The organism is Lysobacter antibioticus, assembly GCF_000731095.1.
Classification (GTDB): Bacteria; Pseudomonadota; Gammaproteobacteria; order Xanthomonadales; family Xanthomonadaceae; genus Lysobacter; species Lysobacter antibioticus_B.
The window spans coordinates 1-7,173 of record NZ_JMTZ01000121.1 but is presented as its reverse complement, the minus strand read 5'-3'; the positions used below and the strand labels follow the sequence as shown (position 1 = coordinate 7,173).

Here is a 7,173-nt window from a genome sequence, read left to right as displayed (position 1 = left end):
CCTCCGGGTCTCCACTTGACCGGCAAAGCGGCAAAGCAGATCAAAATCTCGGCAACAGCAACAGCAACAGCAACAGCAACGGCAACGGCAACGGCAGGATTCTTATGCCAACGACCGCCACAAGAGGCCATTGCTTGCACCGCGCCGTCGTTGCGGCATAGTGCCTGCCTCCACCTGCCGCTCGTCGTGCCCGATCTATGACAGCCAGCCCCGTGTCGCCGTCCGTCTCCGTCCCCGCGCGCCGGCTCGACCGCAAGGACGCGCGCACCCTGCTGCTGTCGGCACTCGGCGGTGCGCTAGAGTTCTACGACTTCGTCATCTTCGTGTTCCTGACCGCGATCCTGCGCCAGTTGTTCTTCCCGCCGGGCATGCCGGGCTGGCTCGCCGAGCTGCAGGTCTACGGCATCTTCGCCGCGGGGTATTTGGTGCGCCCGATCGGCGGCATCGTCATGGCGCATTTCGGCGACCACTCCGGGCGCAAGCGCATGTTCGCGCTGAGCGTGTTCCTGATGGCATTGCCGACCCTATGCATCGGGCTGTTGCCGACCTATGCCCAGATCGGCATCGCCGCGCCGCTGTTGCTGTTGTTCCTGCGCATCGTCCAGGGCATCGCCATCGGCGGCGAAGTGCCGGGTGCATGGACCTTCGTCGCCGAGCACGCGCCGCCGGGCCGGGTCGGTTTCGCCTGCGCCAGCCTCACCGCCGGCCTCACCGCGGGCATCCTGATCGGCTCACTGATTTCGACCGCGATCAATACCTGGTTCGCGCCGGCCGAGGTGCTGGGCTGGGCCTGGCGCCTGCCGTTCCTGATCGGCGGCGTGTTCGGCTTCCTCGCCGTGTACCTGCGGCGCTGGCTCAGCGAGACGCCGGTGTTCACGGCGATGCGCGAAAGCCGTCAGCTGGTGCGCGAACTGCCGCTCAAACAGGTGCTGCGCGACCATCGCGCCGGCGTAGTCCTGTCGATGTTGGTGACCTGGCTGCTGACCGCGGCGATCGTAGTGATCATCCTGATGACGCCGACCCTGGTGCAGAGCCAGTTCGGCATCGCCCCACAGCGCGCCTTCCTCGGCAACAGCCTGGCCGCGTTCTGCCTGACCCTCAGCGCCATCGCCGGCGGCCTGCTGGTCGACCGGCTCGGCCGCGGCCGCGCTTTGCTGATCGGTTCGCTCGGCGTGTTCGCGAGCAGCTTCGCGCTGTACTACGACCTCAACCACGGCGGCGCCAACTTCCTGCCGCTGTACGCCTTGGCCGGCGTGTTCGTCGGCGTGGTCGGGGTGGTCCCGGCGGTGATGATCGCCGCGTTCCCGGCACCGGTGCGTTTCTCCGGGCTGTCGTTCTCGTACAACGTCGCCTATGCGGTGTTCGGTGCATTGACGCCGCCGCTGATCGGCACCTTGGCGCCGAAGCTCGGCGGCATGACCGCCGCTTATTACGTCATGGCCGTGGCGGTGATCGGCATGGGAGTGTCGGTGTATCTGCTCAGGACCAAGCAGCGCTTTCACGAGCATTGAGCGAAGGAGCTTCAGCTCGCGACCGGAACAAGAGCAAATCCCCCACGGCCGCTGTGCGGCCGTTCGCCCCCTTTTCCAAAGAGGGCTACAGCAGAGGCGGCGGCCGCGAGCGAATGCCGCGGCGGCTGACGCCCACGGCGCGGCCATGAGCGCCGCTGCGACAGGTCCGGATCAGCAGACCATCACGAAGTAGCTGCCGAACAACCACAGGCCCAGCATCCATAGGCAAAGCATGGCCACCAACGCGGCCAGCAGCAGCGGCAGACGCCGTGTCCACTTCATGCCGCGAGTCGCCCGCACTGCGCCGAATACCGCGGCGAGTCCCAGGGCGAAGAACAGGCCCAACATGCCGAAGCCCAGCGCCCAGAACACAGGGCCCTTCTCGCCGCTGCCGGGCGGGCATTGGGTGGTCGCGCCGGCCCATTGGGGCCATGACGCCGCGAGCAGCACAGCCCAGCTCAGGCCGCTCCGGTTCGATCCATCGATTCGTTTCATCCCGCTCTCCGCATCCATGCTCACGATCGTATCGCAGGGCCGCGGCGCGCATTCGACGATGCGACTCTTCACCGGTGGCTTCGAGAGTACCGGCCTCGACCGTGCCGCTCTCGGCACGGTGGCCTTCGGCGTAGCAACGGCCGGTGCCTTACAAGCCCGCCGCGCGCTTCCAGAAGTAATGCGTCAGCGGCGGCAGCTTGCTGGCCAGGCCGAGCATCGGTCCGCGCAGCAGGGTCGCGGCGACATCGTCGTTCGAGAACACCCGGTTCAAGCCCTCGAAGCCGTAAGCGGCGAGGGCATTCTCGCTGCGCCGTTCGCGCGCCCAACGGGCCAGGCGCGTCGACGACCCCGGGTCGAGTCCGCGTTGGTGCGCCTGTTTCAGGCTGCCGCGCAATGCGGCGATGTCGCGCAGGCCCAGGTTGACGCCCTGCCCGGCCAGCGGATGCACGACATGGGCGGCATCGCCGGCGACCACCACACGCCCGGAGACGTAACGTTGGGCCAGCTGACGACGCAAGGGGAACGCCGCGCGTTGCGAGACTCGCGTCAAGGCGCCCAGGCGTCCGGCGAAGGCGCGTTCGAGTTCGATCAGGAACGAGGCGTCGTCGCTGGCCAACAGGCGCTCGGCTTCCGCCTCGGGCAAGGTCCAGACGATCGAGCTTCGCCGGTCGCGCGCGCCGGCGTCGCCGAGCGTCGGCAGGAACGCCAACGGCCCGCCCGGCAGGAAGCGCTGCCAGCAGGTCGCTTCATGACTCAGCTCGCTGTCGACATAGGCGACCAGGCCGCGCTGGGCGTAGTCGTGCGTGGGGGCGTCGATGCCGCTGAGGCGGCGCAGCTTGGATTCGGCGCCGTCGGCGGCGACCACCAGGCGTGCGCGCAAGCGGCGTCCGCCTTCGAGGATCACGCCGACGCTGTCGGGTGCGTCGAGTTCGAGCGATTCGACTTGATCGGGGCAATGCAGTTGCACGCCGGCCGCGGGCAAGGCCGCCCACAGTTTGTCGACCAATAAGGCGTGCTCGACGATCCAGCCCAGTTCGCGACGGCCGAAGGCGTCGGCATCGAAGTGCAGTTCGCCGCCGGCGGCCGCGTCCCACACGCGCATCGCGCGGTAGGGTTGCAGGCGCGCCTCGCGCACGCTCGACCAAACGCCCAGGTCGTTCAACAACGCAGCATTGTCGGGGGCGAAGGCGTACACCCGCAGGTCCGGCCGCTCTGCGTTCCAACGCGGCGGCTCGCGGGTTTCGACCAGGGCCACCTCGAGTCCGTCGCGGGCGAAGGCCAGCGCCGCGGCCGCGCCGACCACGCCGGCACCGACCACGACCACGTCGAGCAGTTCGCGCCGGCTCATGCGCGCCCTCCGAACGAGCGAAGGCCGTCGTGTTCGCCGCGGCACAGCGCCGGCACGTCGCCGCGATAGCCCATCGCGCCGCCGACCAGGAACGATTGCGCGCTCGGCAGGCGATCGACGGCGAACAGGCCCAGACTGCGCAGCGGACGCATCAGGCCGCTGTCGTTGGCGGCCAATCGCGCCGCGCCGTCGGAAAACGCGACCGTGCGTTCGCGGTCGGAGGCGCGTCGCTGCGCGTAGCGTTCGAGCAATTCGTCGGCGCCGCAATCGACAGCACCGCCGGCAGCGCCCGTTGCGAGCTGCCGTTCGATCAGTTCGGCCAGGGTCATCGCATCGCGCAGGCCGAGGTTGAAGCCCTGCGCGCCGATCGGGTGGATAGTCTGGGCGGCATTGCCGACCAGCACCGCGCGCCGTTCGACGGTGCGCCTGGCCAGCACACGGATCGCCGGATACAGGCTGCGCGCGCCGCAGGCGAGGAAGCGCCCGGCGCGCCAGCCGAACGCCTCCTGGGCGCGGGCGATGAAGCCGGCCTCGTCGAGCGCGGCGACTGCATCGACATGCGCAGTCGCTACGCTGTGGATCAGGCCGTAGTGGCGATCGCCGCGCGGCAGCAGCGCGGTCGGGCCCTCGGCGCCGAGCCGCTCGTAAGCGGTGCCGTCGGGCGCGCGTTCGCCGCGCAGCCGGGTCACGAACAAGGTCTGGCCGTAGTCGTATTCGTCGGCACCGATCGCGAGCGCGTCGCGCACGCCGCTGCGGGTGCCGTCGGCGGCGACCAGCAGGCGCGCGCGCAGGACCCGTTCGCCGGCGCCGTCGGCGACCCGGATCGCGCGCCAGGCGGGGTCGCCGTCGGCGAGACCGACGAAACGCACCGGGCGGTAGCGCTGCAGGCGCGGCAGTTCGGCCAGGCGCGCTTCCAGCGCCTCGCCGAAATCGCGTGCGACCACGATGCGGCCGAATTCCTCGCGGCCATAACGTTCGGCTTCGAGCACGGCGCGGCCGAAATCGCCGCGCCGGCTGATGTGGATGCGCCGGATCGAGCCGGTCGGCGCGCGCAGCTTGGCCAGCACGCCGAGCGCGCTCAGCGCGTTGACGGTGGCTTCGGCGAAACTCAGGTTGCGTTCGTCGAACACCGCCGGCAACGAACCCGGCGGCGCCGCCTCGACCAGGCCGACATCGAGGCCGAGCCTATCCAGGGCGATGGCGAGACTGGCGCCGACCAGACCGCCGCCGACGATCAGGACGTCATGGCTGGCGTGCACCGCGGAGTCGGCCGCGGCGGGCGTGGCGGGGGCCGGCGTGGCTGCAACCGGCGTCTGCCTATCGGGTGTGTCTACGTCTGGATTCATGCGTTCATGATACGACCGCGCTCGCGGCGAGTCTGTCGGCGGCGGCCCGGAACCTGTGCACGGGGCGGTCATCGTTGCGAAGGATCAAGCACTTAGCATCGGATCGGGCTGCGATCCGTTCACGGTGGACGGCAAACCGGCACTTTCGCCGCAGGTTCCTTAGAATGGCCGGATTGGCGCGCCAGTCCGGCGTCAGGAGCCAGAGTCATGAAGCCGAACACCCAACGCAGCCTCGTCCTGGCCTTGCTGGCCCTGTTGATGGTCGCCACCCGCGTCAATCACTGGACGCCGATCCCCGACGCCTCCTGGGCCGTGTTCTTCATCGGCGGCTTCTATCTGCGCCAGTGGACCCGCTGGGCCTTCCCGGCGCTGATGGCGCTGGCCGTGGCCGTCGACTACGCCGTGATCACCCGCCAGGGCATCAGCTTCTGGGATCACTATTGTGTCTCGGCGGCGTACTGGTTCCTGGTCCCGGCCTACTTCTCGATGTGGGCCGGCGGCCTGTGGGTCGCGCGCAACTACAAGCGCAGCTGGGGCACGCTCGGCCTGACCGTGGTCGCACTGCTCGCCTCGACCGCGGTCTGCCAACTGCTGAGCCAGGGCAGCTTCTACTGGCTGTCGGCCTCGGTCGCCGAGAAGACCGTCGCCGGCTGGGCCGCCAACTACTTCCAGTGGCTGCTGCCCTACCTGCAGACGACCGCCACCTATGTCGGCATCGCCGCCGTGGTCCAGGCCATCGCCGCGTCCGCGGCCAAGTCGAAGGCGTCGACGACGCACTCCGACGACGCTCGCAAGCTCTGACCGCGCGCGTCATCGATGGGCAATCGTCTCTCGAAAATCTACACGCGCACCGGCGACGACGGCAGCACGGGTCTTGGCGACGGCAGCCGCATCGCCAAGGACTCGGCGCGAGTGACCGCCTACGGCACGGTCGACGAAGCCAATTCGACGATCGGCCTGGTGCTCGCCAGCGAATTGCCGGACACGATCCGCGAACAACTGGTGGCGATCCAGCACCAGATGTTCGACCTCGGCGGCGAGCTGTGCATCCCGGGCCATGCGGCGATCTTCGACGCCGACATCGACCGCCTCGAGCAGTGGCTCGACGGCCATAACGACGATCTGCCGCCGCTGAAGGATTTCATCCTCCCCGGCGGCGGCGAAGCCGCGGCGCGTTGCCACATCGCCCGCACCGTGGTGCGCCGCGCCGAGCGCGAGACCGTCAGCCTGGCGCGCCTGGACAGCGTGCGCCCGGAAGCGGTGCGCTACCTCAACCGCCTCTCCGACCTGCTGTTCGTGCTGGCCCGCGTGCTGGCGCGCGCGAGCGGGCACGGCGAGGTGCTGTGGAACCACGAGCGCCGCAAGGGTTAGCGATGCGCATCTACACGCATCCGGCCTGCACGCGCCACGACCCGGGTCCGGGTCATGCCGAGCGGCCGTTGCGTCTGGTCGCCGTCACCGAAGCCCTGCGCGAAGCCTATCCCTCGCTGGACTGGCACGAAGCGCCCGGCGCCAGCCGCGGCCAATTGCTGCGCGCGCACGGCGATGCCCTGCTCGCGCTGATCCTCGACACCCAACTCGATGGCCCGATGTCGCTCGACCCCGACACCGTGCTCGCGCCCGGCTCGGCCGAAGCCGCGCTGCGCGCCGCCGGCGCCGGCATCGCCGCGGTCGACACGGTGATCAAGGGCGAGGAAAAACGCGTGTTCTGCGCGGTGCGCCCGCCCGGCCACCACGCCACCGGCGATGCCGCGATGGGCTTTTGCCTGTTCAACAACATCGCCGTCGCCGCCGCCCATGCCTGCGACAAACACAACCTGGCGCGGGTGGCGGTGATCGATTTCGACGTCCACCACGGCAACGGCACCCAGGCGATCTTCGACACCGACCCGCGGGTGATGTACGTCAGCTCGCACCAGATGCCGCTGTACCCGGACACCGGCTACGCCCACGAACGCGGCGTAGGCAACATCATCAACGCCCCGTTGCCGGCCGGCACCGGCAGCGAAGGCTTCCGCAAAGTCTGGCGCGAACATCTGCTGCCGACCGTCGACTCGTTCCGACCGCAACTGGTGCTGATTTCCGCCGGCTTCGATGCCCACCGCCGCGACCCGCTGGCCCAGGTCGAGCTCGACCGCGAAGACTTCGCCTGGATCACCCGCGAACTGGTCGCGATAGCCGAGCGCCACGCGCTGGGGCGCGTGGTGTCGATGCTGGAAGGCGGCTACGACCTGGCGGCCCTGCGCGAGAGCGCGGTGGCGCATGTGGGCGCCTTGATGGAGTGAGGCGCCGGGCGCCTGGGGCGCGGTGGTGACGCCCCATCGCAGTTGCGTGGCCGTTATCGCGGCGAGTTGCGTCGCGAGCATGCAGCAACGTGGTCGCGGCTCGCGCCGCTCCTACCCGGAAGCAATTTCGCGGTTGCCGTTGCCGTTGCCGTTGCCGTGATTTTGATCTGCTTTCTGCTTTGCGCTTT

General features: G+C 69.3%; 7 protein-coding genes. 4 read left to right on the top strand and 3 right to left on the bottom strand.

The window, feature by feature from the left end; all coding sequences use genetic code 11:
* The first annotated feature begins 197 nt into the window (after positions 1 to 197).
* Positions 198 to 1,511 (top strand): MFS transporter, encoded by a 1,314-nt coding sequence (locus tag EX88_RS0122090; protein ID WP_031374149.1) that lies wholly within the window; start codon positions 198 to 200, stop codon positions 1,509 to 1,511.
* A gap of 171 nt (positions 1,512 to 1,682) precedes the next feature.
* On the opposite strand, the gene EX88_RS0122085 is transcribed toward EX88_RS0122090, so the two are convergent.
* The 3 genes from EX88_RS0122085 to ubiH form a co-directional block, all read right to left on the bottom strand.
* A complete protein-coding gene (locus EX88_RS0122085) occupies positions 1,683 to 2,006 on the bottom strand; it encodes a hypothetical protein (RefSeq protein ID WP_152566421.1) in 324 nt (107 codons plus the stop codon).
* A 148-nt stretch (positions 2,007 to 2,154) separates the two neighbouring features.
* Complete coding sequence (locus EX88_RS0122080; protein WP_031374147.1) at positions 2,155 to 3,354, bottom strand: FAD-dependent oxidoreductase; 1,200 nt, start codon at positions 3,352 to 3,354, stop codon at positions 2,155 to 2,157.
* Positions 3,351 to 4,613, bottom strand: a complete 1,263-nt coding sequence (ubiH, locus tag EX88_RS0122075; RefSeq protein WP_051885430.1) for a 2-octaprenyl-6-methoxyphenyl hydroxylase — start codon at positions 4,611 to 4,613, stop codon at positions 3,351 to 3,353. Before ubiH ends, EX88_RS0122080 begins: the two co-directional genes overlap by 4 nt.
* 294 nt (positions 4,614 to 4,907) lie before the next feature.
* On the opposite strand from ubiH, the gene EX88_RS0122070 reads away from it, so the two are divergent.
* From EX88_RS0122070 to EX88_RS0122060, 3 genes are read left to right on the top strand one after another with little or no spacing between them, the layout of a single operon-like run.
* Positions 4,908 to 5,501 carry a hypothetical protein gene (locus tag EX88_RS0122070; protein ID WP_051885429.1) on the top strand — a complete coding sequence of 198 codons (594 nt, stop codon included), beginning with the start codon at positions 4,908 to 4,910 and terminating at the stop codon, positions 5,499 to 5,501.
* Positions 5,502 to 5,516: 15 nt separating this feature from the next.
* Positions 5,517 to 6,071: a cob(I)yrinic acid a,c-diamide adenosyltransferase gene (locus EX88_RS0122065; protein ID WP_031374144.1), complete on the top strand. Its 555-nt coding sequence runs from the start codon at positions 5,517 to 5,519 to the stop codon at positions 6,069 to 6,071.
* A gap of 2 nt (positions 6,072 to 6,073) precedes the next feature.
* Positions 6,074 to 6,985 (top strand): histone deacetylase family protein, encoded by a 912-nt coding sequence (locus EX88_RS0122060; protein ID WP_031374143.1) that lies wholly within the window; start codon positions 6,074 to 6,076, stop codon positions 6,983 to 6,985.
* Positions 6,986 to 7,173 lie beyond the last annotated feature (188 nt).